Genomic DNA, 25,663 nt, shown 5'->3' with positions numbered 1-25,663 from the left:
ACGCGAGATCGAGAACCCCCGGGGTTGCCCCGGAGTGCTGGCCCGTGAAGGCTGGCAAAGACCTCGGGCAGCGGCCGCGACGGCATCCTACCGGCCACAATCGCCCGCCATGGACATCTACAAGCCCCTCGTTGCGCTGCTGGCCATCGTCAACCCGGTGGGCGTGGTGCCCTTCTTCATCCACTTCACCAGCAGCCTGACCCGCGAGCAGCGGCGCCGGACCATCCTGGTCAGCGCCTGCACCGCCGGCATCGTCATCGCGCTGAGTGCGCTGTTCGGCCTGAAGATCATCGAGTTCTTCGGCATCTCGCTGGCCAGCTTCCAGGTCGGCGGCGGCTGCCTGCTGTTGATCAGCTCGCTGCAGATGCTGAACGCCAAGCCGGCCGAGGCGAACAAGGAAGACGTCTCCGAAGGCAACAGCAAGGCCGACGCCGGCGCCAGCATCGCCGTCGTGCCGCTGGCCATTCCGCTGCTGACGGGGCCGGCGACCATCTCGACCATGGTCATCTACGCCGACAAGACCCGCGTCTGGTGGGAGCTGGCCATCCTGTGCGGCTATGGCGTCGTCGTCGCGCTGGTGACCTTCATCACCTTCTCGGCCAGCGGCAAGATCGCCAAGGTGCTGGGCCAGACCGGCATCAACATCATGACGCGGCTGATGGGCTTGATCCTCGCCGCGCTGGCGGTGGAGCTGCTGGCGGACGGGCTCATGAAGCTGTTCCCCGTGCTGGCAGCGCGTTCCATCGGCTGAGCCGGGGCAGGCGCGCTTGACGACCCTGCTGCTACTGGAAGACGACCCCGCCATCGCGGACACCGTCGTGTTCGCGCTGCGGCGCGAGGGCTTCACCGTGGAGCACCGCGCCTGGCTGGCCGAGGCCCGCGAGCGGCTGCGCCAGGCGCCCGCGCCCGAGCTGCTCATCCTCGACATCGGCCTGCCCGACGGCAACGGCCTGGACCTGTGCCGCGAGCTGCGCGCCGGCCCGTTGAAGCACCTGCCCGTCATCGTGCTGAGTGCCCGCAGCGAGGAGATGGACCGCGTGCTCGGCCTGGAGTTGGGCGCCGACGACTACCTGGCCAAACCCTTCAGCCCGCGCGAGCTGGTGGCGCGCGTGCGGGCACTGCTGCGACGCGCGCAGGCGGTGCCTGCTCCCGCTGCACCGTCAACAGGCTTTGCCGTCGACGGCTCGCGCGTGCGGCTGGACGGCGCGCTGCTCAACCTCACCAAGCTGGAGCTGGGCCTGCTGCTCAAGCTGCTGCAGGCGCCGCAGCGCATCCACTCGCGCGAGGCGCTGCTCGACACCGTCTGGGGCGCCAGCGCCGACAGCAGTGATCGCACGGTGGACACCCACATCAAGACGCTGCGCGCCAAGCTGCGCGAGGCGGCGCCGTCGCGCGACCCGATCAAGACGCATCGCGGCATGGGCTATTCGCTGGAGCCCTGAATGCGCCTGGGCCTGCGCGTCTTCTTCGGCTTCTTCCTCATCGCCGGCCTGAGCGCCGTGCTGCTGCTGAAGGTCTTCCTGGCCGAGGTGAAGCCCAGCGTGCGCGAGGTCATGGAAGATCTGATGGTGGACACGGCCAACCTGCTGGCCGAGACCGCTGCCGACGAGATGGACGGCGCGGGCCAGCTGACGGCCGACAGCCGCCTGGCCGCCCAGTTGCAGCGTTATGCCAAACGCGAGGTGGACGCCATGATCTGGGGCCTGCGCAAGCAGAGCCTGGACCTGCGCATCTACGTGACCGATGCGAAGGGCCGCGTCGTGCTGGACTCCGGCCAGCCCTCGGCCGTGGGCCAGGACTACTCGCAGTGGCGCGACGTGGCACTGACGCTGCGCGGTGACTACGGTGCCCGCGCCTCACTCAACACGCCCTACGAGACGCACCGGGACCTGAGCACCGTCCTGGTCGTTGCCGCGCCGGTGCTGAAGGACGGCCGCAAGCTGGGCGTCGTCAGCGTCGCCAAGCCGGTGGCCAGCGTGCAGCGCTTCATCGACCGCGCCGAGCGCCGGGTCTTCTGGGCGGGCGCGGCGCTGCTGGCGGCCAGCCTCATCGTCGGCGTGGCGGTGACGCTGTGGCTGGTGGCCTCGGTGCGGAAGCTGCGCCGCTATGCCCAGCAGGCCCAGGCCGGACAGGCCATTGCGCCGCCGGACATGCCCGGCGAGCTGGGCGACCTGGCGAACGCCATGGACGACATGCGCCGCCGCCTGGAGGGCCGTGAGCAGCTGGAGCACGACGTGCGCGCGCTGACCCACGAACTGAAAAGCCCGCTGGCCGCGCTGCGTGCCAGCGGCGAGCTGTTGCAGGACGAACTGCCCGCCGCCGACCGCCAGCGTTTCGCCGCCCAGGTGCTGGACCAGACCGCGCGGCTGCAGACGCTGGTGGAGCGCGTGCTGGGGTTGTCGCAGCTGGAGGCCCAGCTGGGGTTGGGTGAACGGCAACGTCTGACGCTGGTGGATTGGGCCGAGGCGCAGCTGGACCGGCAGGCATCGCGGCTGGCGCAGAAGGAATTGCGCATCGCCTGGACGGCGCGGGACGACGTGGCGGTCGACGTGGACGCCGCGCTGCTGGAGCTGGCCTTCGGCAACCTGCTCGTCAACGCCATCGACTTCGCGCCCGCAGGCTCGACGCTGGAACTGGCCGTCAGCAGCGGGCCGGCCACCGCACGGCTGACGCTGCGTGACCACGGCCCCGGCGTGCCGGCCGCCGCGTTCTCACAGCTGGGCAAGCGCTTCTTCTCGACGGCGCGGCCCGGCAGCCTTGTCAAAGGCTCGGGCCTGGGCCTGGCCATTGCGCGGCGCGTGGCCGAGCTGCACGGCGGACGGCTGGCGTTCGAGGCGGCGGAACCGGGGCTGCGGGTGAGCCTGGTTCTTCCGCGCTGACTTCACAGCGACTTCACACAGCCCTTCGTGCCCTCACATCGCCTCGCGATGCTGCGCGGCATGAACAAAGCCCTCATCACCAAGCTGGCCATCCTGGCCGTCGTCACCGTCATCATCAGCCTCGTACTCGCGCAGATCGGTGGGCTGGTTGACGAGCGTCGCGCACGCCAGCGCGAGGCTCAGCAGAGCATCGAGCAATCGCAGGCCGGCCCGCAGACCCTGCTCGGCCCCTTGCTGACGCGCAACTGCAAGGAGACGTGGTCGCCTGCCAAAGACACCGTTCAGAGCCGCAGCTTCGCGGCCGTGCTGCCGCCGGCGCAGCTGCAGGTTGACGGGCGCGTCAGCCCCGATCCACGCTACCGCGGTCTGTTCAAGATCAACAGCTATGGCAGCAAGTTGTCCATCGAGGCGCGCTGGGACGACTTCGACGCGCTGAGCCCGCCCGCGCAAAACGCCGGCGGCCGGGTCGAATGCGGTGACGTCGTCGTGATGTTCTCTGCCAGCGACGCGCGCGGCCTGCGCGACGTCGAGCTCAAGCGTGACGGTCGCGCGCTGACCGTGAAACCCGGCACGACGAACGCCTTGCACCCCGCCGGACTGCACGCCGCGCTGGCGGTGCCGCGCGCAGGCGAAACGCTGGAACTCAAGCTGAGCGTGGATCTGATCGGCACGCAGCGCCTCTCTCTCATCCCCGCCGCCGGCAGCACGGCGGTCAGCCTGCAGTCCAGCTGGCCGCACCCCAGCTTCGGCGGGCGCTTCCTGCCGGCCGAGCGCGAGGTTGGCGCTGCCGGTTTCTCGGCGCGCTGGCAGGTTTCCGAGCTGGCCAGCAGCGCTGCGGCCGACGTCGTCGCCGGCAAACCCAACCTCGATACGCTCGCCGTCGAACTCATCGACCCCGTGAACCCCTACGTCATGAGCGACCGCGCCATCAAGTACGGCCTGATGTTCATCGCGCTCACCTTCGTCACCGTCGGCCTCACCGAACTGCTGACCGGCCGGCGCGTGCACCCGGTGCAATACCTGCTCGTGGGCCTGGCGCTGAGCCTGTTCTTTCTGCTGCTGCTGAGCCTGTCGGAGCACCTGCCCTTCCTGCTGGCCTACCTGATCGCCGCGGGAGCGGCGGCCCTGGTGCTGACCCAGTACGCCGCCGCCATGCTGGGCGGCTGGCTGCGCGGCGCGGCCTTTGGCGGCGGCATCGCGTTGCTGTACGGCGCGCTCTACGTGCTGCTCAGCCGCGAGCAGACGGCCCTCGTCATCGGCGCGGTGCTGCTGTTCATCGTGCTGGCGGTGGTCATGACGCTGACCCGCAAGCTGGACTGGTACGGGCTGACGTCAGGGAACCCGCGGGGCGAGTGATTTACCCTCGGGCCCATGGCAAAAGAAGGTTTTGACTACATCATCGTGGGCGCCGGCACCTCAGGGTGCCTGCTGGCCAACCGGCTCACGGCCAACCCGACGAAGCGCGTGCTGCTCATCGAGGCGGGTGGCAAGGACGATTACCACTGGGTGCACATCCCCGTCGGCTATCTCTACTGCATCGGCAACCCGCGCACCGACTGGTGCTACAGCACCGAGCCCGAGGCTGGCCTGAACGGCCGCAGCCTGCGCTATCCGCGCGGCAAGGTGCTGGGCGGCAGCTCCAGCATCAACGGCATGATCTACATGCGCGGCCAGAGCCGCGACTATGAGCACTGGGCCGAGGTCACGGGCGACGACACCTGGCGCTGGGAGCGCGTGCTGCGCGCCTTCCGTCGCCACGAGAACCACTGGCGGCTGGACGACCCCAAGACGGCGCCCGAGGGCTTTGCCGCCATGCACGGCCACAAGGGCGAATGGCGCGTGGAGCAGCAGCGCCTGCGCTGGCCCATCCTCGACGCCTTCGCCGCAGCAGCGCAGCAGACCGGCATCCCGGCCACCGGCGACTTCAACGCCGGCACCAACGAAGGCGTGGGCTATTTCGAGGTCAACCAGAAGAAGGGCCTGCGCTGGAACACGGCCAAGGCCTTCCTGCGGCCCACCACCTTCGGCAGGCCCAACTTCGAGCTGTGGACGGGTGCGCAGGTGCGCAAGCTGCGGCTGATGCGCGACGACACGGGCATGCGCTGCAGTGGCGTGGAGGTGCAGACGCCGCACGGCGTGGAGCAGCCCTGGTTGAACGCAGGCGGCGAGGTCATCCTGTGCGCCGGCGCCATCGGCACGCCGCAGATCCTGCAGCTCTCGGGCCTGGGCCCGGCCGAACTGCTGCAGGGGCTGGGCATCACCGTCGAGCAGGACCTGCGCGGCGTGGGCGCCAACCTGCAGGACCACCTGCAGATCCGCTCCGTCTACAAGGTCGAAGGCGCCAAGACGCTGAACCTGCGCTCGGCCTCGCTGTTCGGCAAGGCCATGATCGGCCTGGAATACGCACTGCGCCGCAGCGGCCCGATGAGCATGGCGCCGAGCCAGCTGGGCGCCTTCACGCGCAGCAGCCCGGACAAGGTATGGCCCGACCTGGAATACCACGTCCAGCCGCTGTCGCTGGACGCCTTCGGCGAGCCGCTGCACGGCTTCGACGCCTTCACGGCCAGTGTCTGCAACCTCAACCCGACGAGCCGCGGCACGGTGCACATCACGTCCCCGGACGCCGCTGCGGCGCCGGCCATCCGGCCCAACTATCTGGCTACCGATACCGACAGGCAGGTCGCCGTCGAGAGCCTGAAGCTGACCCGCCGCATCGTCTCGCAGCCGGCGTTGGCGGGCTTCAAGCCCGTGGAATACAAGCCGGGACCGGAGCACCAGGCCGATGAGGCTCTCGCGCGTCTGGCCGGCGACATCGCGACGACCATCTTTCACCCCGTGGGCACCTGCCGCATGGGCCGCAAGGACGACCCGGGCGCGGTGGTCGACTCACGGCTGCGCGTGCGCGGCGTGACCGGCCTGCGCATCGCCGACGCGAGCGTGATGCCGACGATCACGAGCGGGAACACGAACTCGCCGACCTTGATGATTGCGGAGAAGCTGGCGGGGTGGTTGGCGGGATAGGCGAACCGCCAGCGCTGTCGCCGGTGTGGCTTTGAGGCGGCCTGGGGTCAGGTTTCCCGAAACTCCTTACTCTCACGCGGCGCATCCGGCAGCTGATCGTCCAGCGATTGGCGGTAACGGATGCAGCCGCGCATGAACTGCGGCCACGCCGGCACGGCGATCTCGGGGGAGGTCTTCTCGGGCAGCAGGTTCCACAACGCCGGTTGATGCCAGCACAGCTCGTGGCGGCTTTCGTCGCGGTGGCTGCGGATCGCGGCGCGCAGCTTCTTCAGCTCGTCGATCAGCTGCTCTTTGGTCAAGGCGTTCAGGTCGTCGTCCACGGCTTCATCTCCATTCGGCGGGAGCGTTTCTAGACCGGCAAGGAGCCCGCGACAATCCCGCCATGCCGTTGTCGTCTCCCCGCGTGCTCGCCGTCATCCCGCCGATGACGCAGCTGAACACGCCCTACCCGTCCACCGCCTACCTGACCGGCTTCCTGCGCTCACGCGGCATGGACGCGCGCCAAGTGGACCTGGCGTTGACGCTGGTGCTGGAACTTTTCTCGCGCGACGGCCTGACGCAGTTGCACGGGACCGTCCAGGCCCTGCCCGACGAAAAGCGCACGCCGCAGACCGCCTGGTTCGCCGCCGAGTTCACCGCAATTGCCGCCGCCACGCCGCGCGTCATCGCCTTCCTGCAGGGCCGCGACCCGACGGTGGCGCATCGCATCAACACGCGCGCCTTCCTGCCTGAGGGCGCGCGTTTCGCGTCGCTGGACGCCTACGTTGACGAGGACGGCGGCGACCCGCTGGCCTGGGCCTTTGGCGCCCTGGGCCTGCAGGACCGCGCGCGCCATCTGGCCACGCTGTTTTTGAACGACCTCGCCGACGTGCTCCGCGACGCGGTGGACGCGCGCTTCGAGTTCGTCCGCTATGCAGAAAGCCTGGCTGCCGCGCAGGCCCACTTCGACCCGCTGGCGCAGGCGCTCGCGGCGCCGCTCAACCTGGTCGACACGACGCTGCAGCGCCTCACGCTGGCGGCACTGGACGAGCACCAGCCCGATGTCGTGCTGCTGTCCGTGCCCTTCCCCGGCTCGGTCTATGCGGCGCTGCGCATCGCCCAGACCATCAAGGCCGCGCGGCCGCATGTCGTCACCCTCCTGGGCGGTGGCTATGTCAACACCGAGCTGCGCGAGCTGGCAGAACCAAGGCTGTTCGACTTCGTCGACTACGTGACGCTGGACGCCGGTGAGCGGCCGCTGCTGGCGCTGCTGGAGCATGTCGCCGGCAAGCGCTCGAAGACGCGGCTGGTGCGCACCTTCTGGCGTGATGAAGACCAGGTCAAGTACACCAACTTCGTCGAGCCCGACATTCCCTTCGACGACGTTGGCACACCGACCTGGGACGGCCTGCCGCTGGACCGCTACCTGTCGCTGCTGGACATGCTCAACCCGATGAACCGGCTGTGGAGCGACGGCCGCTGGAACAAGCTGACCGTGGCCCACGGCTGCTACTGGAAGAAGTGCAGCTTCTGTGACGTGAGCCTGGACTACATCTCGCGCTACGAGGCCGCGAGCGCCGAGGTGCTGGTGGACCGCATCGAAGCCATCGTCAAGGAGACCGGCCAGACGGGCTTCCACTTCGTCGACGAGGCCGCGCCCCCCAAGGCGCTGAAGGCGCTGGCCGAGGAGCTGATCCGGCGCGGCGTGGCCATCAGCTGGTGGGGCAATATCCGCTTCGAGAAGACCTTCACGCCCGAGCTCTGCCAGTTGCTGGCCGACAGTGGCTGCATCGCCATCTCGGGCGGGCTGGAGGTGGCGTCCGACCGGCTGCTGCAGCTGATGAAGAAGGGCGTCTCCATCGAGCAGGTGGCGCGCGTCACCAAGGCATTTGCCGATGCTGGCGTGCTGGTGCATGCCTACCTGATGTACGGCTTCCCGACGCAGACGACGCAGGACACCGTGGACGCGCTGGAGTACGTGCGCCAGCTGTTCGAGAACGGCTGCATCCACAGCGGCTTCTTCCACCGCTTTGCCTGCACGGTGCATTCGCCGGTGGGCATGAACCCGGCGGAATACGGCGTCACGCTGCAGCCGCTGCCGGTCGATGGCCGTTTCGCAAAGAACGACATCGCGTTCATCGACCCCACGCCCACCGACCACGATGGCCTGGGCCAGGGACTGAAGAAGGGCCTCTACAACTTCATGCACGGCATCGGCGTGGACAGCGACATCCGCAGCTGGTTCCCTGTGCGGGTGCCCAAGACCACCGTGCCGAAGCGCTTCGTCGAACGCGCGCTCTCCAACCCTCGCTGATGTTCACCTCGACCTTCACCTTCGCGCCCGGCGCCTACGACGACGAGTTCCACGCGCTGGACCAGCGCATCGCCGAGATGGCGCGCGCCATCCCCGGCTATCTGGGCGAGGAGGCCTGGGAGAACGCGGCGACGGGTTTGATTTCCAACGTCTACTACTGGGCCTCGATGGAAGCGCTGCAGCAGTTGATAGGCCACCCGATCCACCGCGAGGCCAAGCAGGCCCAGGCGCGTTGGCTCAAGGGCTATCAGGTCGTCATCGCGCAGGTGATGCACAGCTACGGCGATGGCGGCATCGCCCACCCCCTCAAAAACCAGGCGGCCACCAGGCCGGACTGACTTTGCTGCGGTGCACAATCGTCGCATCCACAGGAGGTAATGGCGATGCGGCGAGTCGTGTTCAACCAGAAGGGCGGCGTGGGCAAGTCCACCATCACGAGCAACCTGGCAGCGATTGCTGCGGCACAGGGCCAGCGGGTGCTGGTCATCGACCTGGACTGCCAGGGCAACACGACCCGCTACCTGCTGGGCGACGCGGCAGATGACGAACGCACCGGCTCGGCGGAGTTCTTCGCCCAGACGCTGAAGTTCAGCGTGCGTGATCCGGACACGAGCGAGTTCATCAGCGAGACGCCGTGGGAGAACCTGCACGTCATGGCCGCCAGCGCGGAGCTGGACGAACTGCACGGCAAGCTGGAGAGCCGCTACAAGATCTACAAGCTGCGTGACGCCTTGCAGCGGCTGGACGACCACTACGACGAGATCTGGATCGACACGCCGCCGGCGCTGAACTTCTACACGCGCTCGGCGCTGATCGCGTCGCAGGGCTGCCTGATCCCGTTCGACTGCGACGACTTCTCGCGCCGGGCGCTCTACGGCCTGCTGGAGGCGGTGAACGAGATCCGTGCGGACCACGCACCCGAGCTGCACGTGGAGGGCATCATCGTCAACCAGTTCCAGGCCCGCGCCTCGCTGCCGCAGCGCGTGGTGCAGGAACTGGTGGACGAGGGCCTGCCGGTGCTGCAGCCCTATCTGTCGGCCAGCGTGAAGGTCAAGGAATCGCACGAGCTGAGCCGGCCGATGATCCACCTCGACGCGCGCCACAAGCTCACGCAGGAGCTGGTGGCGCTGTACGAGTCCCTGCAGGGTTAGATCCATGCGTGCACCGATGAGACTCGCCCTGCTGTCGCTTCTGACGGCGGGCCTGGCCGCGACATGGGCCGCCGATGCCGCGGCCGAGGTCGGCCCGCCGCCGCCGCTCGTGGCTTACGTCAGGGCGCCCGGCGGCTACCCCGCCATGCCCGTCGACGAGTTCCTTGCGCAGGTTCAGCAGCTGCCACGCAGCGAGCTGCAAGCCCTGGCCACCGCCGGCCGGCCGGACGCACAGATCCAGCTCGCCCGCCTTCGCTGGGCGGACGGCGACACCCGCTCACCCATCGACCTCGTGCGGCCGCATGCCGAGGCCGGCATCGCGGTCGCCCAATACCTGCTCGGCAGCTGGCTGCGCTTTCGCAACCGAGACGTGCCCGGCGCGCTCACCTGGCTCAATGCGGCAGCCAAGCAAGGCCACCCGATGGCCCAGGAGGCCCTGGCCGGCGCCTACGAGCGGGGCCTGCTCGGACTGACGCCGTCGCCCGAGGAGGCCTTCCGCCTCTACCTGGCTGCCGGCAAGGCCGGCCTCGCGCACGCGCAGATGAACGTGGCCTTGGCGCTGTGCGGCGGGCTCGGCGTGGCGCCCGACAAGGCGCTGGGCAGGCTGTGGCTGGCCAGCTCGCAACAGGGCCAGCCCGTACCCCTTGGCAGCGCGAGCTGCGATTGAGCACCCCTCAGCGAGAGAGCGCCTGCCCCTCGGCATCCCGCACTTCCGGCTTGCGCCCCAGCGCCTCCAGCTGCGGCACCACCTTGGCCTTGTCACCCACCGCCACGACGATGAGCTGGGCCGGGTCCAGGTGCTGCTGCGCGGCCTTCAGCGCGGTGGCCGACGTGACGGCGCTGTACTTCTTCGGCAGGTCGGTGATCGTGGACAGCGGCTGGCCGGTGGCCCAGTTGCTGGCGTAGCCGGAGACGACCGCCAGGTTGGTGTCGAACAGGCCCGGCAGCGACAGCAGCTGAGCGTTGCGCACGCGGCCCAGCTCGGTCGCGCCCATGGGCTTGGCGCGCATGCCTTCGATCTCCTTCCACATGTCGGCCAGCGCGGCGCCGGTCACGTCGGTTCGCACGCTGCCGCGGATGCCGAACTGGCCGCGCTCGCGGCCCATGGTGTAGCCGGAGTAGATGCCGTAGGTGTAGCCCTTGACTTCACGCAGCTGGTTGTTGATGCGTGACGTGAACAGGCCGCCGAGCGCCGCGTTCATGACCTTGAGCGGCGCCGCGTCGGGCGCGGCGGCATAGGGGCCGGGCGCAACGACGGCCAGGGCCGTCTGCGGCGCGCCGGGCTTGTCGACGACAACGGTGCGCCCAGCAATGGGCTTGGCCGGCGGCAGCGGTTGCGCCACAGGCGCGACACCCTCGCCCTTCCAGGCGCCGAACAACGGCTCGACCAGCGCGCGCAGCTCGGTCTCGCTCAGGTCACCGGCGACGACGAGGGCGGCGCGCTCGGGCCGGTAGTAGGCCTGCCAGAAGCCGCGCAGCGCGGCGGCGTCGACGGCCTTGATGCTGGCCTCGGTGCCCAACGCGTTCTCGGCCAGCGGATGGCCCTCGCCATAGGTCACGCGGTTGCCAACGGCATTGGCCAGCAGCGGCGCCTGCTCGCGCTGCTGCGCCAGGGCGGCCAGGCGCTGGGCCTTGAGCCGCTCGATCTCGGGTGCGGCGAAGGCGGGGTTCAAGGCCAGGTCGGCCAGCAAAGCGAAGCCCTCCCTGGCGGCGGCCTTGCGGCCGGAGAAGTCGACACGCGCTTCCTCGGGCGCACCCTGGGCGGTCAGGGTGGCGCCCAGCGCGGCGATGCCTTCGGCAATCTGCTGCGCGCTTCGGGTCTTGGTGCCCTCGGGCAGCATGGCGGCGGTGAAGCCGGCCAGTCCGGGTTTGTCCGCCGGGTTCACGGCCTGGCCGGCGCGCAGCACGAGGCTGGCGCTGACCAGCGGCAGGCCCGGCTTGGCCGAGTGGATGACCGTCAGGCCGTTGGCCAGCGTGAAGCTCTGCGCTGCCGGCAGGGACAGTGCCTTGGCCTTGCCGGCACCCGGCGCCTTGTTGCGCCAGGCTTCCGGTGCGTTCAGCGCCTCGCGCTCACCCTTGGCCGCTTTCGTCGGCACGGGGGGCGTGGCCACCTCGGGCGCCAGCACCTGTTCGCCCGGCTTGGCCAGCACGACGACGCGCCGGTCCTTCTTGAGCCATTGCGCGGTGGCGGCGCTCACGGCGGCCGGCGTCAGCTGGGCATAGCGCGCCAGGTCCTGGCCCAAGAAGCCGGGGTCGCCCGCCATCTGGTTGTAGTGGTTGACGAGATCGGCCAGGGACGTGACCTTCTCCATGCGCTGCAGCACCTGCGTCTCGATGACGGCCCGCGCCTGGGCCAGCTCGGCGGCGCTCGGGGGCTCCTGCGCGAGCTTGGCAATTTCGGCGTCGACCAGTTTCTCGATCTCGTCCACCGACGCACCGGGGCGGGCGACGACCTCGATGTCGAACACCGAGCTGAGCGACTGCGAGCCCTGGCTGACCTGCACGCTCTGGGCGAGCTGCTTGTCGCGCACCAGCAGGCCGTAGAGCCGGCTGGCCTTGCCGCCGCCCAGCACATGGGCGGCGATGTCCAGTTCGGCGTCGCCGGGCTTGTACATGGCGGGCGTGTGCCAGCCGAAGTTCAGCCGCGACAGCTCGATGCGGTCGGTCACGACGAGTCGGCGCTCCTTCGTGATCTCGGGCGTGGCCACGTTGACCTCGGGCGGCTTGGGGCCGGCCTTGAGCGTGCCGAAATACTTCTGCACCAGGGCCTTGGCCTGTTTCGGGTCGAAATCGCCGGCCAGCACCAGCGTCGCGTTGTTGGGCCGGTAGTAGGTGCGGGCGAAGTCCTTCACATCCTTGAGCTGAATGCTCTGGATGTCGGCATGCGAGCCGATGACCGCGGCGCGATAGGGGTGGCCCTCGGGATAGAGCGCCTGGTACATCGCCTCCTCGACGATGCCGTAGGGCCGGTTCTCCACACTCTGGCGGCGCTCGTTGCGCACCACGTCCTGCTGGTTGGCCAGCGACACGGAGTCGATCTCGTCGATCATCCAGCCCAGCATGTCGGCCTTCAGCCACAGGCCCTTCTCCAGCTGGTTGGAGGGCAGCGTGAAGAAGTAGTTGGTGCGGTCGAAGTTGGTGGAGCCGTTGGCATCCGTGCCGCCGGCGGCGTCGACGTACTTGTCGAACTCGCCGCGCGGCACATGCTTGCTGCCGGCAAACACAAGGTGCTCGAAGAGATGGGCAAAGCCCGTCTGACCCTTCGTCTCATTGCGCGGGCCGGCATGCACCCAAAGGTTGAAGGACACCAGCGGCAGGCGGTGGTCTTCCACCAGGATGACCTCGAAGCCGTTGGGCAGCGTGTACTTCTGGTGGCGGATGGACAGCTGGCCGGCCTCGGTGCTGACAGCGCCTTGCGCAGGAGGAGCCGCGGCGGCGGGCAGTCCACCGGACAGGGCGCCGGCCAGGGCCAGCAGCGCAACGAGACGAAGGGGAGTGGGTGCTTTCATTCGGGACGATCCTCGAAGGTCAATGCAGGGATTGGGCGACGGCCTTGACCGCGCCAGAAGTGCCAGGAGTCACCACGGAGAAACCCAGGCCAGCAGCGCCAGCCAGACCGGCGCGGTGGCGACGTAGAGCACCGTGGAGAGCACGGTGGCCGCAGTCACCTCGGCCTCCATGGTGCGGTAGCGCTGCGCAAAGATCAGCGCGTTGGAGCCGGTCGGCAGCGCCGCCAGCATGACGATGACAGCCAGCGGCAGGCCGTTCAAGCCCAGTGCCCAGTGGGCGATGCCGAAGACGACCGCCGGGATCAGCAGCAGCTTGGCCAGCACCAGGCCGGTCAGGCCGCGCCAGGATTTGGGCCAGCCGTAATAGGCCAGCGACATGCCGATCAGCGTCAGGCACAGCGGCACGACGGCCGTGCCCAGGCTCTGCAGCACCTCGTCCAGCACGGCGGGCAGCGGCCAGCCGGTGGCGTTCCAGGCCAGGCCGGCCAGCACCGGCAGGACGACCGGGTGAATGACGGTGTTGCGCACCGTCTGCGCCAGCGTCGAGCGAAAGCTGCGCGAGTCGTGCCCGCGGGCCACGTCCATCTCCACCAGCGCGGTCAGCAGCGTCAGGATGGTCAGGGAATGAAGGCTGACAACGGCGATGTGGATGGCCAGGCCGCGTTCGCCGAACACGCCGGCGGCGACGGGCAGGCCCACCTGCAGCGTGTTGCCGAAGCCGGCCGTGATGGCCTTGACGCTGGGCGCCGTGACCAGCTCGCCGGGCTTGCGCCGCCAGCGCTCAAACAGATAGATGAGGGCGACGACGGCCAGCACCGGCAGGAAGAAGGCGAACAGGAAGGCCCAGGGCAGCGTCGCCGTGTCCAGCCGCGCCGTGGTGCGAAAGAGCAGCGCCGGCACGAAGATGAAGAAGGCCGCGTTGGCGAGTACGCGGGCGGGGTCCGAATCGCTACCCGCCTCGCCGCCGCCCAGCCAGCGCATGCGGCCGACGGCCCAGCCGATGGCGACCGCCACAAGAATGGCCAGAAGCTTGAACGCAATTGCCCAAGTCATTCAGGCCCCTCGTCCAGTCTTGCCGGCTTGACCGACAAGCACATCGCCATCGCGGGCCGGCTTGGGACCGGCCCGGCGCTCGGCCCGAAAGACATCAGAGATGTCACGCGACTGGCAACCGGAGCTCGAACGCAAAGCTGCTCCCCTGCCCCGCCGTGCTCTGCACCAGGATCTGGCTGCCCATCAGGCGCACGAGCTGCTGGCTGATGGACAGGCCCAGCCCCGTGCCGCCGAGGTGGCGAGAGGCCTCGGAGACCTGCTCGAAGGCCTGGAAGAGCCGTGCCTGCTGGGCCGGGGTCATGCCGATGCCGCTGTCCGTCACGCCGAAGCGCAGCCGGACATGGCCGGCCTGGGCCGGCTCGGTGACGCCGGCGGTGAGGGTGACGGCTCCGCTGTCGGTGAACTTGACGGCGTTGGACAGCAGGTTGAGCAGCACCTGGCGCAGGCGCTGGCCGTCCACCAGCACCTGCACCGGCAGGCGCGGGTCCACGTCCAGCGCAAAGCTCAGGTTCTTCTGCTCGGCGCGCAGGCGAACGCTGTCGCAGGCCATGTCGAGCAGGGCGCGCAGGTCCACGGGTGTCGGCTTCAGGCTGACCTTGCCGGCCTCGATGCTGGCCATGTCGAGCACGTCGTTGATGAGCTCCAGCAGATGCAGGCCCGAGTCGCGCATCAGCTGCAGGCGCGCCTGCTGGGGCGCTGGCACGCGAGGGTCCATCTGCATCAGTTGCGTGAAGCCGAGGATGGCGTTCAGCGGCGTGCGGAACTCGTGGCTCATGGTCGCCAGGAAGCGGCCCTTGGCCTGGTTGGCCGCCTCGGCGCGCAGCTTGGCCTCGCTGAGCTCGGCGGTGCGCTCGTTGACGAGGTCCTCGAGATGGTCGCGGTGGCGGGTCAGCTCGGCCTCGGCCTGGCGGCGGAGCGAGATGTCGATGGCCATGCCCTCGATGCGCCTCTGGCCCTCCTCGGCCTCCACCCAATGGGCGCTCAGTTCCACCCATAACGGCCGGCCACCGGCACCGCGCAGCTGCAGCTGGGCCTGCTGCACCTTGCCCTGCTCGTTCATGATGGCCGCGACGCGCTGCATCTCGTCGCGATCAATGCCGCTGACCTCGCGCAGCCGCCGGCCAATCGGGTTCTGCCCGCCCAGGCCCAGCATCTGCATGAAGGCGCGGTTCATGCCCAGCACGCGGCCTTCGGCGTCGGCCTGGAAGATGCCCTCGGTCGCGTTCTCGAACAGGCTGCGATAGCGCGCCTCGCTGGCCCGTAGGCCCTGGGAGCTGAGCTGCACCTGGTCGGCCGCAGCGCGCAGCTTCAGGCTCATGGCGTTGAAGCGCATCGTCAGCTCGCCGATCTCGTCGTCGCGCTCCACCGTCTCCTGCGCACCGAGGTCGCCCGTGGCCACACGCTGCGCCAGCGCGCCGAGCCGCGCGACGGGCCGGCGCACCAGCCAGTGCACCAGCAACGAGGTGGCAATGACGATGCCGACCACGACAACGGCCAGCATCTCGACGACGAAAAGGCGCGTGCGGCGGATCTGCTCATCGACCAGGTCGCGGGTGAAGGTCAGCACGGCCGAGGCGACCTGGGTGCCGGGCGCATCCGCCGCCGGCTGATAGGTGATGGCGAACTCGCGCTTGAGCGGGCCGTTGACGGGACGGTCGCGCTCGCGCTTGCCGTGTCCGCCGCGCAGGCCCAGGCCCTTCAGCTCGATGGCATGCACCTCGGGGTCGGCCATGACGGCATCGAGCAGATTCTCGATGGCGACATGGTCGAGGTTCCAGATCGGCCCGGCAAAGCCCCGCTCGATGAGGCCGGCCATGCGCGCCTCGCGCTGGCGCAGGCTCTGCAGGAGCTCGTCGCCCTCATAGGACGTCCACGTCCAGCCCACCGCGAGGACGAGCAGGCTGGCGACCACGGCGATGCCGGCCGTCAGGCGCGTCTGTATGCCGATGCTCAACGGCGCCAACGCCATCCGCTCTCCTCCCGGCTCCGTGCTGCAGCGCCGCAAAGCGAGCATAGGGGCAATTGGAGCGGCTGCCGCTAACGCAACAGCTCCAGGGTCGCAATCAGGCCTTCGCGGCGGCCTTCTTCGCGGGGGCCTTTTTGGCCGCCGGTGCCTTGGCGCCCGGCTTGGCGGCGCGCGGCTCGAACTCGAAGATGACCTTGCCTTCCTTCTTGTCGTAGGCCAGGAAGGCCTTGAACTTGCGCCGCGTCTTGTTCGACACGAAGTTCTCCAGCAGATCGGTCTTGCCGTTGGCGAGCAGCTTGTGCACCTGCGCCGGTTCGATCGGCTGGGTCAGGATGACCTTGCCGGTCTTGAAGTCGCAGGTCACGGTCTCGCCGACCGAGCGCTCGCAGACGTAGTTGGCGCCGTGCTCGTAGACATGGGCGGCGCACTTGGGGCAGGCGCCGAGCGAGTTCTGGTGCGAGAAGTCCACCGGCTCGCCGTCGCCCTCGGCCTTCTTGGCGTCCTCGCCGAAGTCGAACTCCAGCTTCCAGTTCTGGATCTCTTCGTCGTACACAAGCGCCAGCTCGGCCGTGAACGGCCAGCCGGCCTTGGAGCGGAAGCCTTCCAGCGGGCCGATCTTCTTGTTGGCCAGGAAGGTCTCCACCTCGTTCAGCTCGAAGCTGCGGCCGCCCGGGATCTTGCCGATGGAGAAGCCGCAGGCATCGCTGCCATCGCCATGCTTGCCGGTGCAGGTGAAACGGCGGTAGTTCTCCTTGACGACGCCGCCGCACTTGGGGCACGGCGTCTTCAGCGTCGCGTAGTCGCCGGGGATGGTGTCGCGGTCATAGCCCTTGGCCTTGGCGACCATCTTCTCGGTCATGGCCGCGATCTCGGCCATGAAGACCTCGCGCTTGAGCTTGCCCTTTTCCATCTGGGCGAGCTTGCTTTCCCAGTCGCCGGTCAGTTCGGGCTTGGTCAGGTCCTCGACCTCCAGGCCGCGCAGCAGCGTCATCAGCTGGAAGGCCTTGGCCGTCGGGATCAGCTCGCGGCCTTCGCGCAGCATGTATTTCTCGCTGATCAGGCCTTCGATGGTGGCCGCGCGCGTGGCTGGCGTGCCCAGGCCCTTTTCGGCCATCGCTTCGCGCAGCTCGTCGTCATCGATGAGCTTGCCGGCGCCTTCCATGGCAGACAGCAGTGTCGCTTCCGTGTAGCGGGCCGGCGGCTTGGTCTGCAGCGCCTTCACGTCCACGCTTTCTGTGCGCACGACCTCGCCAAGTTGCACCGGCACGAGGTTGGCGTCCTCGTCGTCCACGTCCTTGCCGTAGACGGCCAGCCAGCCCGGCTTGACCAGCACCTTGCCGTTGGTCTGGAACTGGTGCGTCTGGCCCTCGGCCTCCACCTTGCTGATGCGCGTCGTGACCAGGAACTCGGCCGGCGGGAAGAACACGCCGAGGAAGCGCTTGACGACCATGTCGTAGAGCTTGGCCTCGATCTCGGTCAGGCTCTTGGGCGCCTGCAGCGTCGGGATGATGGCGAAGTGATCCGACACCTTGGCGTTGTCGAAGACCTTCTTGGTGGGCTTGATGTAGCCCTCCTTCAAGGCCGTGGCGGCATGCTTGGACAGCAGCGCCAGCGGGCCGGGCAGGTCCTCGGTGGCCAGCATCTTGGCGGTGTCCTTGGCGACGGCCAGATAGTCCTCGGGCAGGAAGCGCGAGTCCGTCCGCGGGTAGGTCAGCACCTTGTGCTTCTCGTACAGCGCCTGGGCGATCGACAAGGTCGTCTTGGCCGAGAAGCCGAAGCGCGAGTTGGCCTCACGCTGCAGCGTCGTCAGGTCGTAGAGACCGCCGCAGCTGGTCGTGCTGGGCTTGCTCTCTTCAGTCACCGTGGCCGGCTTGCCGAGCACCGCCTTGGCGATGGCGTCGGCATCGGCCGCGTTCCACATCCGGTCGGCGCGGCGCTCCAGGTCGTCGTTCTTCTTCCAGGCGGGGTCGAACCACTTGCCTTCGTACTGGCCGGCCTGGGCGTCGAAGTTGGCGCGCAGCTCCCAGTAGTCGCGGGAGACGTGCTTGCGGATTTTTTCTTCGCGCTCGACGACGACCGACAGCGTCGGCGTCTGCACGCGGCCCACCGTCGTCAGGAAGAAGCCGCCGTCGCGCGAATTGAAGGCCGTCATGGCCCGCGTGCCGTTGATGCCCACCAGCCAGTCGGCCTCGGAGCGGCAGCGCGCGGCGTCGGCCAGCGGCAGCATCTGCTCGTCGCTGCGCAGCTTGGTGAAGCCGTCGCGGATGGCGGCCGGCGTCATGGACTGCAGCCACAGCCGCTGGATGGGCTTGTTCAGTTTGCCCTTGGCCGGCTGCGCGTACTGCTCGATGAGCCGGAAGATCAGCTCGCCCTCGCGGCCCGCGTCGCAGGCGTTGATCAGCGCGGTCACGTCCTTGCGGCGGATCAGCTTGCTCAGCGCGTTCAGCCTGCCCTTGTTCTTGTCGATGGGGTTGAGGTCGAAGTGCGGCGGAATGACGGGGAGGTTGTTGAAGCTCCACTTGCCACGCTTGACGTCGAACTCCTCCGGCGCCGCGATCTCCACCAGGTGGCCCACGGCGGAGCTGACGACGTACTGCTCGTTCTCGAAGTGGTCGTCGTGCTTGTCGAACTTGCCCGCCACGGTCGTCAGCGCGCGGACGATGTCCTGCGCGACAGAGGGCTTCTCGGCAATGATCAGAGTCTTGCTCATCGGTCTTTCTCTAACGCCTGTTCAACGGCGGGGGACTCAAAATCCCCTGCCTACAATCCGGGCCTCGCGCGCATGCCTATGCACACGCCTACGCACACGCGCACCCATGAAATCACCGTACCACAGCGCCGATGACGCCAAAAACCCCGCGCCGCAAGATCGAAGTTCGTGATTCCGGCGTGCATGGCCGGGGCGTCTACGCCGCAGTGCCCATCAAGGCCGGCGCCCGCATCATCGAGTACACCGGCGAGATCATTTCCTGGGATGAGGCCGTCGAGCGCCATCCGCACGACCCGGCTCAGCCCAACCACACCTTCTATTTCCATCTCGACAGCGGCATGGTCATCGACGGCCTGCGCGGCAACGACGCGCGCTGGATCAACCATGCCTGCGAGCCCAATTGCGAGGCTGACGAGGTCGACGGCCGCGTCTTCGTGCATGCCCTGCGCGACCTGGAGCCGGGCGAGGAACTGTTCTACGACTACCGCCTGGTGCTGGACGAGCGCCACACGGCCAAGGTCAAGAAGCAGTTCGCCTGCTGGTGCGGCGCCGCCACCTGCCGCGGCACGATGCTGGCGCCCAAGACCCGTAAGTCAGGGCGCTGACACGATGGAACGGCGCCATCTCGCCGAATGCGGCTCGACCAACACCGAGGCACTCATGCACCTGCGCGAAGGCGGCGGGCCGTTGCTGGTATCGGCTTCGCGCCAGACCGCGGGCCGCGGGCGGCTGGGCCGGGCGTGGCAGTCCGACGACGCGGCGCTGACCTTCTCGCTTGCGCTGACGCTGCCCGCCGAGCTCGACCTCTCCGGCCTGTCCCTCGCTGTCGGCTGCACCGTGGCCGACGCGCTGGACCCGGGCGGAGAGCGCATCCGCCTGAAGTGGCCCAACGACCTCTTCCTGGATGGCGCCAAGCTGGGCGGCATCCTCATCGAGACCGTGCCCATGGCGCATGACCGCCGTGGCGTCGTCATCGGCATCGGCCTCAATCTGCAGCCGCTGCCATCCCCAGCCGACCGCAGCGCTTTCGCCAGCGGCCACGCCGCCTTGCAAAGTCTGGACCCGGCCGCCACGGCAACTGCCACGCTGGACCGCCTGGCGCCGGCACTGCGCGCTCTGCTGGCTGACTTCGAGACTTTGGGCTTCGGACCCTGGCAGGCTGCGTTCTCGCGCCGTGACCTGGCCGCCGGCCAGCGGGTGCGCGTCGGCGAGCAGGTGGGCATTGCGCGCGGCGTGTCCACGCGCGGCGAACTGCTGCTGGACACGGACGCGGGCATCGCCTTCGTGAGTGGCGGCGAACTCAGTCTGAGGCTGGAGAATGCCTCCCCATGATCCGTGTGCTCGTTCTCGTGCTGCTGGCGGTCAACGCCCTGTTCTTCGTCTGGTCGCGAGGCTGGCTGGATGCCGTCACCGGGCTGCCGGCCCACGGCGGGCATGAGCCCCAGCGCCTCGCGGCCCAACAGCACCCCGATCGCATCCAGCCGCTGGCGGCGAGTGCCGTCGCGGCGCTGGCCCAGCGCAGCTGCCTGGAGCTGGGCCCGCTGGACGGCGACACCGCCCTGGCCGCCGCGCAGACCGCGCTGCGCAATGCCGGTGCGCAGGCGCAGGTGCGCAGCAGCGAGCAGGTCGGCGTATGGGCAGTGGCCACCATCAAGCTGGCCGACGCCGAGTTCCGCGCGCGCAAGGAGGCGACCTACCGGCAGTTGAAGCTCAATTTCGAGCCGCTGGAGGGCATGCCCGCCGAGCAGCCGGCCTTCGTGCTGAGCAGGCACGCCAGCGTGGCCGAGGCAACGGCGGCAGCGGCGGCGCTGGACAGGCGGGGCCTGAAGGGCTTGCGCGTGCTGCCGCTGAAGGCCCCGCTGACGCACCACACCCTGGTCATCTCACAGGCCGACGGCCTGCTTGCGGCCAAGCTCAAGGCCAGCAAGGACCCGGCACTGGCGCCTGGCTTCAGAGCTTGCAGCGCAGCGGCTGCGGACGCGGCTTCGGCCGCTTCAAGCTGAGGGCAGCCAACAGCAGCGCCAGCAGCCACGCGGCGCTCACCGCACCGCCGCCACCGCCACCGCCACCGCCCGAGGTGGCCGGCGGCGTAAAGACGGCGCCCGCCGCGACGCTGACCGTGGCCGTCTGGCTGTGCACATAGCCGTCGCTGTCGGTCACGTCGGCCTGCACGACGAAGTTGCCGGCGGCGGTCGGCGTCAGCGTCGCGGTGGCCGAATTGGCGCCACTGCTGAAATCAGCCACGACGCTGCCGCCCTTGTCATTGATCGTCCATTTGGTCGCCGTCACGGTCTTGCCGCTGGCCAGGCCGGTGATGGCGGCGGTCAGCGTGCCCGACTGCGCGGCCGTCATGGCGGCGCTGGGGGTGATGGTGACGGTCGCGTTGTTGAGCAACTTGGCCGCTGCGACGGCTGCTGCCGCGTCCACCATGCCGGCGCCGCAGGTGCTGGTGGTGCAGTAGCACTCGTCTTGTACTGCGCTGCCGGGCGTCGGTACGGTGCAAGCCAGGATGCCGGCGGTGCCGCCGCTCGTCGGGAAAGCACGCGCTGTCAGCTTCAGGATCGGTGTCGCTTCGGCCGAGGTCAACGTCGGCCGCACCGCCGCCATCAGGCCGACGATGCCGCTGACGATGGGCGCCGAGAAACTGGTCCCCACAGAGGCGTTGCTGCCGGTGTAGCCGCTGGCACCGGGGGCGGTCAGGCCGGTGTTGGTCGTGCTGACCATGGGATAGAGGCAAGGCTGACCGCTGAGGATGTTGATGCAGTTGCCGCCCGGCGCGGCAACGGTCACCTCGGTGCCAATGCTGGAGAAGCCGACCTTGGTGCCGACATGGCGCAGCGCCGCCACCGCGACGACGCCGGGGCAGTTGCCCGGCAGGCCCACTGCCTGGCCCTCGGAGTTGCCGGCGGCAATGACGACGGTCGCGCCGGTTGCGTTGACCGCCGCGATGGTCTCGCGGTAGAGGCCGCCTGTGCCCGAGCTGCCGCAACTGCCGGTGCCGCCCAGGCTGAGGTTGAGCACCTTGGCCTTGTTGGGGTTGGCCGGCAAGCCAGGCACGCTGATGCCGGCGGCCCACTTCATGCCGGCCATGATGTCGCTGTCGTAGCCGCCGCACTTGCCCAGCACGCGGATGGACAGCACCTTGAGCACCCCCCAGCCGACCCCGGCCATGCCCTGGCTGTTGTGGGTGCTGGCCGCGATGAGGCCGGAGACGCGCGTGCCATGCCAGGAGCTGTTGCCGACGTCGCTGCTGTCGCAGCTGCTGCCCAGCGTGCCCCCGGCCACATCGGCCGAGCTGACCCAGTCGCCCGGATCGGAGGCATCGGCATCCGCACCGTCGCCATCATTGGCGATTGCGGTCGACAAGTTGCCCGGGCTTCCATAACCGATCATGTCGTAGCCACCGACCAACTGGCCCGCGAGGTCGGGGTGGTCCAGGCGCACGCCGGTGTCCAGAACGGCGACGACGGTCGTCGTGGTGATGCCTGCAGTCAGGTCCCAGGCCGCTGGCGCATTGACGCTGGAGACGACCTGGCCCGGCGTGTTGCTGTAGGCCTTCAGATACCACTGGTCGATGACACGGCTCGGGATGCCGCCGGACACCGTTTCGGCGTTCACCGCCGCGCCTCCAAATAGCGGGTCGTTGGGCACGGCCAGGCGCTTGCGCCGTTGGTCCACCGCTACCAGCTCCACCTCCGGGTCGGCCGCCAGGCGGCTGGCCAGCTGCGCGCCCGACAGGCCGCGCGCCATGACAACGTGGGTTCGCTCGTCCAGGCTGCGGCCGGCGGCCAGCGCGTGGCCGCTGCGCAGGCCCAGCGCCGTGGCGCGCGTCTGCGCCACCTCCCGGGCCTCCAGCCGCGTGGCCCGCAGCGACAGCGCCTTTGCCCGCACGCTGTCCGCCTTGGGCTTGAAGCGCACGATGACCCGGGCTTCGGCATCGAGCTGGGTCTCGGCCAAAGCCGGCGCGGCCAGCGCGGCCAAGGTGGCAGCAGCAAGGGCGATCAGCAGCGGGCGCATGGGCATGGCGAGTGGGGCGAGATTGGGAACGATCAGTTTAGGCGTGGCCCTCTGTCGCCAGTCGCAACAAATGTCGCACCCAGATGACTTCTCAGCGCCCCCCCGGCGCCGCCGAAAGCCGCGCGTCAGCTCTTGGCGCGGTTGGCCGCCAGCGAGCGCTCCTGGTCGGCCTTGCGGTCGGCCACCACACGGGCGGCATGCGGGCGCTCGCCGATCAGCCTGGCATAGGGCTTCCAGTCGATGCCGCCAGCAGCGAGCAGGTCCTCGCCATAGATGGCCTTGGTCGACATCGCCACCAGCGGCAGGCTCACCCAGCCCGCGCAGTCGGCCATCGTGAAGGTGTCGCCGGCCAGATAGGGGCCGAACTTCGCGAGCCGCTTGAAGGCGGCGATGTTCTCGGGCAGCACGCGGGCGACGCGCTTCTTGGTGCCGTCGCTGACCTGGCCGCCGAAGAAGGCTTCCGCATACAGCTCGCGCGCCACCAGCTCCAGGTGCAGGTCCACGTAGACGATGAGCTCACGCACCTTGGCGGCCTCGAAAGGGTCGGCCGGGATGAGGCGCGGCGAGTCGGGGAAGGCGGCTTCGAGGTAATCCACGATGACCTGGCTCTCGCACAGCGCTCCCTGTGGCGTCTTCAGGAAGGGCACCTTGCCCAGCGGCGAGCAACTCAGCACGGCTTCGTCGTGCGAGTGGGTCTCGATGCGCTCTTCAGCGAAGGGAATGCCCTTCTCCAGCAACGCGAACTTGGCCTTGTTGTAGTAGTTGGACAGCGGGATGCCGCAGAGCGTGATCATGGGTGGGTCTCCTGGAGGTGAACGCGCAAGTCTAGGCAGAGGCGCTCACGGCCTCTGGCGCCGGCGCGACATCAGCGGTTGACGAGCACGATGCCGGCTGCCAACGCAGCGAGCGCCATGATCAGCCGCGTGCTGATGCCCTCGCCCAGCAGCAGCGCGCCGGCGACCAAGCCGAACAGCGGCGTGCTGAGCGTGAACACCGCGAGCTTGGTGGCGGCATAGTGGCGGATCAGCCAGAACCAGACCAGGTAGCTCGCGAACGACACGATGACGGCCTGGAAACCGAACAGGCCGAGCAGGCGCGGCGACCAGTGCGCGGGCAGCGGCTCGCCAGCAAACACCGCGGCGGCACACAGCGCGAGGGCCGACACGCCGAGCTGGTAGAGCAACGTCTTCTCGGCCTGCGCTTGAGCGAGTCGGGTGCCGCGGATGGCCAGCGTCGTGCCGGCCCACAGCACGGCGGCGGCCACGCCCAGCGCGTCGCCCCACCACTGGGTCGGGCTGTGCGGCGACGAGAAGCCTTCCGCAAACGCGAACGCCACCGCGCCGAAAGCCAGCACCAGGCCCGCCCATTGCTTGCCCGACAGCTTCTCGCCATGGGCGATCCACGGCATGCCCAGGGCCACGACGAAGGGCGACAGGTAGATGAAGACAACCATGCGCGAGGCGCTGGTGTATTGCAGGCCGACAAAGATGCAGGCGAACTCCGCCGCGAACAACGCGCCGGCCAGCAGGCCGCCGCCTAGGCTGCCGTCACGCTCGAACAGCCTCACACCGCGCGACAGCGACCACAGCCAGACGAGCAGACCGGCAACGACCGAGCGCAGGCCGGCCTGCCACAGCGGGCCGATCTCCGTCAGCGCAGCCTTGGCCGCGACCTGGTTGATGCCCCAGAGGACACAGCAGAGCAGCAGCAGCGCGATGGCGCGCGGGTCGAGGTGCGATTGGCGAGCCTGGGAGCTCATGCCAGCTCAGCGCTTGCGCACGCGCTTCTTGGCCGGCGCCTCGGTCTGCACATAGCGCGTCGCCGTCAGCTTGTCCGACACGGCGCTGGTCTTGTTGTCGACATAGCCCCAGTTGCGCATGGCCAGGCGAACCTCGGTGTCCGACGGGCTGGCCTCGGGGCCTTTGGGATGCACGACCCAGACGGTCTTGCAGATCATGTCGGCATGGAACTCGGCCATGCGCGGCAGTTCGGATGGATTGCTCAGCACCGCCACCAGCATGCGCGCCTCGCGCAGGTTGGTGGTGATGCCGCCGGCCAGCGCCTCAGCGAGCGCCGGGTCCAGCGTGCCGACGGTCGGGCCGATCAGCAGGGCCGGGTTCTCGGCGCTGACGCCGAGCTTGGCGGCCAGCGTGGGCGGCGGCGTCTGCAGCTTCCGCAGCCAGCGGGCGGCTTCCTTTTCACCCAGCACGAGCGCCACGGGCTCCTCGCCGGCTTCGAAACGCAGTTCTTCGCCTTCGATGCGCAGGTTCTGCAGCGTGGCGATGTCCCAGCGGCGCTTCAGCTCACCGCGCAGCACGACGGTGGTCGATTCGAGCAGGGCGGTGGCCTCGGCGGTCTCGTTGCCGACGCGGGCGGTACAGCTGGCTTCACGTCCCATGCGGGTTCCTCGGTGATTTTGGGTAGCTGCGCATTGTCAGGCTCCAGGCGATGAGGCCTGCAATGGTGCCGGCGAGGTGGGCGAAGGGGGCGACCTGGAAGTCAAAACCGGCGGCGGTGCGCAGGGCGGGGCCGAGGGGGTGTTCTAGGGCCAGCTTGGCGATGAGGCCGAGGGCGATGGCGGCACCGATGAGGCGGTCGCGGCCGGGTCGCGCGATGAGGGTCAATGCGGCGATGGCCGTGAGGGCGTGGAGTTCGCCGGAGAGGCCGGCATAGCGGTGGAGGTCGGGGCGCAGCAGCAGGGCTGCCTGGGTCAGCGGCAGCGCGATGAGGGCAGCGATGGCCTCGCGCCTGCCCAGGTTGGCGCGGTGGCCCAGCAGGGCGAGGACGGCGCAGCCAGCCAGGTTGGCGGCAAGGTGGAGGGGCGTCCAGTGGACGAAGGCAGAGGTGAGGGTGCGCCAGGGTTCGGCGGTGATCAGCGCAGGCTGCCAGTCCAGTGCGTCGCGGGGCAGGGGCCACGCGAGAAGGGACAGTGCAGCGAATGCGGCACACAGGGTCAGCCAAGTTGCGGTGGTGCGCATCACAGGCCCGTGCCGGGATTTCGCCCCGGCGGGCGACCTACTTTCTGGGCCGCCAGAAAGTAGGCAAAGAGCTCCCCCCGACCGCC

General features: G+C 69.0%; 22 protein-coding genes. 12 read left to right on the top strand and 10 right to left on the bottom strand.

What is annotated here, in order from left to right; genetic code table 11:
- Window positions 1-109 precede the first annotated feature (109 nt).
- The 5 genes from AC0IZJ_RS20460 to AC0IZJ_RS20440 are packed head-to-tail and all read left to right on the top strand — an operon-like array spanning window position 110 to window position 5,900.
- Window positions 110-751, top strand: a complete 642-nt coding sequence (locus AC0IZJ_RS20460) for a MarC family protein (RefSeq protein ID WP_471853231.1) — start codon at window positions 110-112, stop codon at window positions 749-751.
- A gap of 16 nt (window positions 752-767) precedes the next feature.
- Window positions 768-1,442, top strand: coding sequence for a two-component system response regulator CreB (gene creB, locus AC0IZJ_RS20455; protein WP_471853229.1), 675 nt, complete (start codon window positions 768-770; stop codon window positions 1,440-1,442).
- On the top strand, window positions 1,443-2,879 hold the full coding sequence (creC, locus tag AC0IZJ_RS20450) for a two-component system sensor histidine kinase CreC (protein WP_471853228.1): 1,437 nt from the start codon (window positions 1,443-1,445) through the stop codon (window positions 2,877-2,879).
- A gap of 60 nt (window positions 2,880-2,939) precedes the next feature.
- Window positions 2,940-4,235: a cell envelope integrity protein CreD gene (creD, locus tag AC0IZJ_RS20445; RefSeq protein WP_471853226.1), complete on the top strand. Its 1,296-nt coding sequence runs from the start codon at window positions 2,940-2,942 to the stop codon at window positions 4,233-4,235.
- A gap of 15 nt (window positions 4,236-4,250) precedes the next feature.
- The gene (locus tag AC0IZJ_RS20440; protein ID WP_471853224.1) at window positions 4,251-5,900 is read left to right on the top strand and encodes a GMC family oxidoreductase; all 1,650 of its coding nucleotides are present in this window, start codon (window positions 4,251-4,253) and stop codon (window positions 5,898-5,900) included.
- A gap of 47 nt (window positions 5,901-5,947) precedes the next feature.
- On the opposite strand, the gene AC0IZJ_RS20435 is transcribed toward AC0IZJ_RS20440, so the two are convergent.
- Window positions 5,948-6,220 carry a hypothetical protein gene (locus AC0IZJ_RS20435; protein ID WP_471853222.1) on the bottom strand — a complete coding sequence of 91 codons (273 nt, stop codon included), beginning with the start codon at window positions 6,218-6,220 and terminating at the stop codon, window positions 5,948-5,950.
- 62 nt (window positions 6,221-6,282) lie between these two features.
- Between AC0IZJ_RS20435 and AC0IZJ_RS20430 the strand changes: the two genes are divergently transcribed.
- The 4 genes from AC0IZJ_RS20430 to AC0IZJ_RS20415 are packed head-to-tail and all read left to right on the top strand — an operon-like array spanning window position 6,283 to window position 10,011.
- Window positions 6,283-8,193, top strand: a complete 1,911-nt coding sequence (locus AC0IZJ_RS20430; RefSeq protein WP_471853221.1) for a B12-binding domain-containing radical SAM protein — start codon at window positions 6,283-6,285, stop codon at window positions 8,191-8,193.
- Window positions 8,193-8,531 (top strand): antibiotic biosynthesis monooxygenase family protein, encoded by a 339-nt coding sequence (locus AC0IZJ_RS20425; protein WP_471853219.1) that lies wholly within the window; start codon window positions 8,193-8,195, stop codon window positions 8,529-8,531. Before AC0IZJ_RS20430 ends, AC0IZJ_RS20425 begins: the two co-directional genes overlap by 1 nt.
- Window positions 8,532-8,576: 45 nt before the next feature.
- Entirely contained in the window at window positions 8,577-9,344 is a 768-nt protein-coding gene (locus AC0IZJ_RS20420; RefSeq protein WP_471853217.1) for a ParA family protein, read from the top strand.
- A 16-nt stretch (window positions 9,345-9,360) separates the two neighbouring features.
- Window positions 9,361-10,011: a tetratricopeptide repeat protein gene (locus AC0IZJ_RS20415; protein ID WP_471853215.1), complete on the top strand. Its 651-nt coding sequence runs from the start codon at window positions 9,361-9,363 to the stop codon at window positions 10,009-10,011.
- A 7-nt stretch (window positions 10,012-10,018) separates the two neighbouring features.
- Here the strand turns inward: AC0IZJ_RS20415 and AC0IZJ_RS20410 are convergent, their stop codons facing one another.
- From AC0IZJ_RS20410 to AC0IZJ_RS20395, 4 genes are all read right to left on the bottom strand, one after another.
- Window positions 10,019-12,853: a M16 family metallopeptidase gene (locus AC0IZJ_RS20410; protein ID WP_471853213.1), complete on the bottom strand. Its 2,835-nt coding sequence runs from the start codon at window positions 12,851-12,853 to the stop codon at window positions 10,019-10,021.
- Window positions 12,854-12,922: 69 nt separating this feature from the next.
- Window positions 12,923-13,906 carry an AEC family transporter gene (locus AC0IZJ_RS20405; RefSeq protein WP_471853211.1) on the bottom strand — a complete coding sequence of 328 codons (984 nt, stop codon included), beginning with the start codon at window positions 13,904-13,906 and terminating at the stop codon, window positions 12,923-12,925.
- Window positions 13,907-14,009: 103 nt separating this feature from the next.
- Window positions 14,010-15,875, bottom strand: coding sequence for an ATP-binding protein (locus AC0IZJ_RS20400; RefSeq protein ID WP_471853209.1), 1,866 nt, complete (start codon window positions 15,873-15,875; stop codon window positions 14,010-14,012).
- A gap of 94 nt (window positions 15,876-15,969) precedes the next feature.
- The gene (locus AC0IZJ_RS20395) at window positions 15,970-18,582 is read right to left on the bottom strand and encodes a DNA topoisomerase III (RefSeq protein ID WP_471853207.1); all 2,613 of its coding nucleotides are present in this window, start codon (window positions 18,580-18,582) and stop codon (window positions 15,970-15,972) included.
- A gap of 131 nt (window positions 18,583-18,713) precedes the next feature.
- Between AC0IZJ_RS20395 and AC0IZJ_RS20390 the strand changes: the two genes are divergently transcribed.
- From AC0IZJ_RS20390 to AC0IZJ_RS20380, 3 genes are read left to right on the top strand one after another with little or no spacing between them, the layout of a single operon-like run.
- Window positions 18,714-19,187: an SET domain-containing protein gene (locus tag AC0IZJ_RS20390; protein ID WP_471853205.1), complete on the top strand. Its 474-nt coding sequence runs from the start codon at window positions 18,714-18,716 to the stop codon at window positions 19,185-19,187.
- Window positions 19,188-19,191: 4 nt separating this feature from the next.
- Window positions 19,192-19,914 carry a biotin--[acetyl-CoA-carboxylase] ligase gene (locus AC0IZJ_RS20385; protein ID WP_471853203.1) on the top strand — a complete coding sequence of 241 codons (723 nt, stop codon included), beginning with the start codon at window positions 19,192-19,194 and terminating at the stop codon, window positions 19,912-19,914.
- Complete coding sequence (locus AC0IZJ_RS20380; protein WP_471853201.1) at window positions 19,911-20,585, top strand: hypothetical protein; 675 nt, start codon at window positions 19,911-19,913, stop codon at window positions 20,583-20,585. The genes AC0IZJ_RS20385 and AC0IZJ_RS20380 overlap by 4 nt, the downstream gene beginning before the upstream one ends.
- On the opposite strand, the gene AC0IZJ_RS20375 is transcribed toward AC0IZJ_RS20380, so the two are convergent.
- The 5 genes from AC0IZJ_RS20375 to rrtA all read right to left on the bottom strand — a co-directional run bounded on the left by AC0IZJ_RS20375 (window position 20,533) and on the right by rrtA (window position 25,577).
- Window positions 20,533-22,605, bottom strand: coding sequence for a S8 family serine peptidase (locus tag AC0IZJ_RS20375; protein WP_471853200.1), 2,073 nt, complete (start codon window positions 22,603-22,605; stop codon window positions 20,533-20,535). The genes AC0IZJ_RS20380 and AC0IZJ_RS20375 overlap by 53 nt on opposite strands.
- A 119-nt stretch (window positions 22,606-22,724) precedes the next feature.
- Window positions 22,725-23,393, bottom strand: coding sequence for a glutathione S-transferase family protein (locus AC0IZJ_RS20370; protein ID WP_471853199.1), 669 nt, complete (start codon window positions 23,391-23,393; stop codon window positions 22,725-22,727).
- A gap of 71 nt (window positions 23,394-23,464) precedes the next feature.
- A complete protein-coding gene (locus tag AC0IZJ_RS20365; RefSeq protein WP_471853197.1) occupies window positions 23,465-24,358 on the bottom strand; it encodes a DMT family transporter in 894 nt (297 codons plus the stop codon).
- Window positions 24,359-24,364: 6 nt separating this feature from the next.
- Window positions 24,365-24,997, bottom strand: coding sequence for a hypothetical protein (locus AC0IZJ_RS20360; RefSeq protein ID WP_471853196.1), 633 nt, complete (start codon window positions 24,995-24,997; stop codon window positions 24,365-24,367).
- Window positions 24,987-25,577 (bottom strand): rhombosortase, encoded by a 591-nt coding sequence (rrtA, locus tag AC0IZJ_RS20355; RefSeq protein ID WP_471853195.1) that lies wholly within the window; start codon window positions 25,575-25,577, stop codon window positions 24,987-24,989. Before rrtA ends, AC0IZJ_RS20360 begins: the two co-directional genes overlap by 11 nt.
- Window positions 25,578-25,663: the final 86 nt, after the last annotated feature.

This window comes from Roseateles sp. AC306 (assembly GCF_979253795.1).
This window is presented reverse-complemented; position numbering and strand designations above follow the sequence as displayed.

Bases quoted from the DNA above. Each gene is read 5' to 3' on its own strand.
- AC0IZJ_RS20460 (WP_471853231.1), top strand. From the start codon at position 110: ATGGACATCTACAAGCCCCTCGTTGCGCTGCTGGCCATCGTCAACCCG.
- creC (WP_471853228.1), top strand. From the start codon at position 1,443: ATGCGCCTGGGCCTGCGCGTCTTCTTCGGCTTCTTCCTCATCGCCGGC.
- creD (WP_471853226.1), top strand. From the start codon at position 2,940: ATGAACAAAGCCCTCATCACCAAGCTGGCCATCCTGGCCGTCGTCACC.
- AC0IZJ_RS20440 (WP_471853224.1), top strand. From the start codon at position 4,251: ATGGCAAAAGAAGGTTTTGACTACATCATCGTGGGCGCCGGCACCTCA.
- AC0IZJ_RS20430 (WP_471853221.1), top strand. From the start codon at position 6,283: ATGCCGTTGTCGTCTCCCCGCGTGCTCGCCGTCATCCCGCCGATGACG.
- AC0IZJ_RS20425 (WP_471853219.1), top strand. From the start codon at position 8,193: ATGTTCACCTCGACCTTCACCTTCGCGCCCGGCGCCTACGACGACGAG.
- AC0IZJ_RS20420 (WP_471853217.1), top strand. From the start codon at position 8,577: ATGCGGCGAGTCGTGTTCAACCAGAAGGGCGGCGTGGGCAAGTCCACC.
- AC0IZJ_RS20415 (WP_471853215.1), top strand. From the start codon at position 9,361: ATGAGACTCGCCCTGCTGTCGCTTCTGACGGCGGGCCTGGCCGCGACA.
- AC0IZJ_RS20410 (WP_471853213.1), bottom strand. From the start codon at position 12,853: ATGAAAGCACCCACTCCCCTTCGTCTCGTTGCGCTGCTGGCCCTGGCC.
- AC0IZJ_RS20405 (WP_471853211.1), bottom strand. From the start codon at position 13,906: ATGACTTGGGCAATTGCGTTCAAGCTTCTGGCCATTCTTGTGGCGGTC.
- AC0IZJ_RS20400 (WP_471853209.1), bottom strand. From the start codon at position 15,875: ATGGCGTTGGCGCCGTTGAGCATCGGCATACAGACGCGCCTGACGGCC.
- AC0IZJ_RS20395 (WP_471853207.1), bottom strand. From the start codon at position 18,582: ATGAGCAAGACTCTGATCATTGCCGAGAAGCCCTCTGTCGCGCAGGAC.
- AC0IZJ_RS20390 (WP_471853205.1), top strand. From the start codon at position 18,714: ATGACGCCAAAAACCCCGCGCCGCAAGATCGAAGTTCGTGATTCCGGC.
- AC0IZJ_RS20385 (WP_471853203.1), top strand. From the start codon at position 19,192: ATGGAACGGCGCCATCTCGCCGAATGCGGCTCGACCAACACCGAGGCA.
- AC0IZJ_RS20380 (WP_471853201.1), top strand. From the start codon at position 19,911: ATGATCCGTGTGCTCGTTCTCGTGCTGCTGGCGGTCAACGCCCTGTTC.
- AC0IZJ_RS20375 (WP_471853200.1), bottom strand. From the start codon at position 22,605: ATGCCCATGCGCCCGCTGCTGATCGCCCTTGCTGCTGCCACCTTGGCC.
- AC0IZJ_RS20370 (WP_471853199.1), bottom strand. From the start codon at position 23,393: ATGATCACGCTCTGCGGCATCCCGCTGTCCAACTACTACAACAAGGCC.
- AC0IZJ_RS20365 (WP_471853197.1), bottom strand. From the start codon at position 24,358: ATGAGCTCCCAGGCTCGCCAATCGCACCTCGACCCGCGCGCCATCGCG.
- AC0IZJ_RS20360 (WP_471853196.1), bottom strand. From the start codon at position 24,997: ATGGGACGTGAAGCCAGCTGTACCGCCCGCGTCGGCAACGAGACCGCC.
- rrtA (WP_471853195.1), bottom strand. From the start codon at position 25,577: ATGCGCACCACCGCAACTTGGCTGACCCTGTGTGCCGCATTCGCTGCA.